Source organism: Amycolatopsis sp. NPDC033938 (assembly GCF_055575975.1).
This window is the reverse complement of sequence record NZ_JBVIRO010000011.1, coordinates 1-2,126: the sequence shown is the minus strand read 5'-3', so window position 1 is coordinate 2,126 and position 2,126 is coordinate 1. Positions and strand designations below refer to the sequence as shown.

Annotated in this window: 3 protein-coding genes; all 3 read right to left on the bottom strand. The window is 66.7% G+C overall.

The features are described from left to right. Positions 1–121: 121 nt before the first annotated feature. Positions 122–1,438: a transglycosylase domain-containing protein gene (locus ACZ5ZX_RS25350; protein WP_465504464.1), complete on the bottom strand. Its 1,317-nt coding sequence runs from the start codon at positions 1,436–1,438 to the stop codon at positions 122–124. A 120-nt stretch (positions 1,439–1,558) separates the two neighbouring features. Beyond that, entirely contained in the window at positions 1,559–1,756 is a 198-nt protein-coding gene (locus ACZ5ZX_RS25345; protein ID WP_465504463.1) for a DUF397 domain-containing protein, read from the bottom strand. Further along, entirely contained in the window at positions 1,743–2,024 is a 282-nt protein-coding gene (locus tag ACZ5ZX_RS25340) for a Scr1 family TA system antitoxin-like transcriptional regulator (RefSeq protein WP_465504721.1), read from the bottom strand. Before ACZ5ZX_RS25340 ends, ACZ5ZX_RS25345 begins: the two co-directional genes overlap by 14 nt. Positions 2,025–2,126: the final 102 nt, after the last annotated feature.

Here is a 2,126-nt window from a genome sequence, read left to right as displayed (position 1 = left end):
CCACCAGCGCGCCGCGCTCGAGCTCCGCGGGGTGGTCGTCAGGGGCGTTTGGGTCAAACCCCCACCCCGGCAACTCACGACCAACTTGACCCATCCGGCACCGGCGCCGTGCTCGCCTGAGTCACCGGGTCGGCGCCGGAGCCATCTGGGTCTGCGCGGGTTCCGCCCACCGCACCGGAAGCCCCTGGTGGTAGCCGCTCATGAAGCGCTGCCACATCTCGGCCGGGATCGTCTTGCCGGTCAGCTTCTCCCCGGCGGCGTCCCGCATCCGGCGTGGTTCGTCCGAGCCGACCCAGACCGCCGTCGAAAGCTGCGGCGTGTACCCGACCGCCCAGCCACTGGCGTTGTCGTCGGTTTCGTTGAACCGGAAGTCTGCGGTCTTCAGCGCCGCCGGGCGGTCCTGCAGCCCGGTGATCAGCACGCGGCTGATCGTGCCGGCGATCCGGCGGCTCAGCGGCTCGTCGTCGTCGAACGCGGGCACCTTGTCCGGCGGCCGCTCCCACACGATCTCGCCGTGCTCGTCCCGGATCTTCGACACCAGATGCGGGGTGGCGCGCATACCCTCGGCGGCGAACGTCGCGTAGGCACCGGCCATGTCGCTGGGCCGCAAGGGATACCGGCCGACCGCGATTCCGGGGCCGATCAGGAACCCGTCCTTCTCGCGCAGGGTCACCGCACCGTCGACGGTCTCCGGGATACCCGCCGCGCGAGCGCCGTTCCGGACCGCTTCCGCACCGAGTCGCTTCGCCAGGTCGACGTACGGTCCCTGGGCGTCCCGTGCGAGCGCTTCACGCAGCGTGCACTTCCCGGCCTCACCGCATTGGTCCTGGAACTTGAAGGTCTCGCCGAGGAAGTCGACCTGGGCGGGCGGCTTCAGCGGCTCGTCCACGTCGACGCCCTGCCTGAGTCCGGCGGCGAGGGTGAAGGGATGGAAGGCCGAACCGGTGCCGTAGGGAGTCCCCGCGTAGTCGTGCACACTCCAGCCGCCACCGTTGTACGCGCGGATGGCGCCGGTCCCGGGTTCGACCGCGACCAGCGAGGCGCGGAAATGCTCCGGCTGCCCCTGCAGCCGTTCCTTGACCACCTTCTCCGCCGAGGCCTGCGCGCGCGGGTCGATGGTCGTCTCGACCTTCATCGCGCCGCCGCGGAGCCGGTCCAGCGGGAAGCCCACCTGTTCCAGTTCGGCGAGGACCTGCTGCTTGATGTGGTACTTCTCGTAGGTGACGCGGCCGGCGCGGGTCTCCGACGGCGCCTGGACGGCATCCTCCGGATAGGTCATCGTGACCGCTTCGGCCTGACTGACGTAACCGCGCGCGACCAGCTTGTTCACCACGTAGGACCAGCGCTTCATGGCGTGCTCGTGGGTGGAGGCGTACGGGTCGTGCACCGAAGGCGACTGGATCATCCCGGCGAGGAAGGCCGCTTCGCTCCACGTCATCGAGTTGTCGGATATAGGCTTTTCACACTAGCAGATGGTCCCGCGATCGTGGCTGAAGGCGGCACCGTTAGACATGGATCAGCCCCCGGCTTCTGGCCGGGGGCTGACCTTCGTTCGCTCCTAGTCGAACTCGCCGTCCTTCACACCCGCGGTGAACGCGGTCCACTCGGCCGACGTGAAGTAGTGGGCAGGCTTACTGCGATCCTTGGTGTCCCGGACGTAGCGGCCACCATCGGGGGCTTCGGCGACCTCAACGCATTGAGCTCCACCCCCGGAGTAGCTGCTCGTGCGCCATACTAGGGTTTCATTCTGTTCCATTGCGTCTCCTTCGATCCTGCTCCGAGAACACGCGGTCCATCAGCTCCCGCGTGTCGTCCTCGGACAAGGCACTCTCCTTCGCCTTCTCAAATGCGAGGATATAGGCGCCCGTGCTCTTGATGTAGTCGGCTCCGGTTAACGTTTCCACGTAAGCGATCGTGGCGTTGGCTACCTCGATCCAAAGCAACGTAAAGGGTGCATCCAAGCCAGGTTGAGGTCCGGCTTCGAAGGGCACGATACGGATCGACACGTTCGGCAGACTGGCAATCTCCTTCAGAGCCTGTTCCTAAACCTGTTAGTCGTCGCGCCATTGGTTGGTGTTAGTGGGGTCGTGGCGGGTGAGTTTGCGGGTCATGGTGGTGAGCATGGC

What these genes read in the sequence shown, in the direction of transcription:
- ACZ5ZX_RS25350 (WP_465504464.1), bottom strand. Translation starts at nt 1,438, where the DNA reads ATGACGTGGAGCGAAGCGGCCTTCCTCGCCGGGATGATCCAGTCGCCT.
- ACZ5ZX_RS25345 (WP_465504463.1), bottom strand. Translation starts at nt 1,756, where the DNA reads ATGGAACAGAATGAAACCCTAGTATGGCGCACGAGCAGCTACTCCGGG.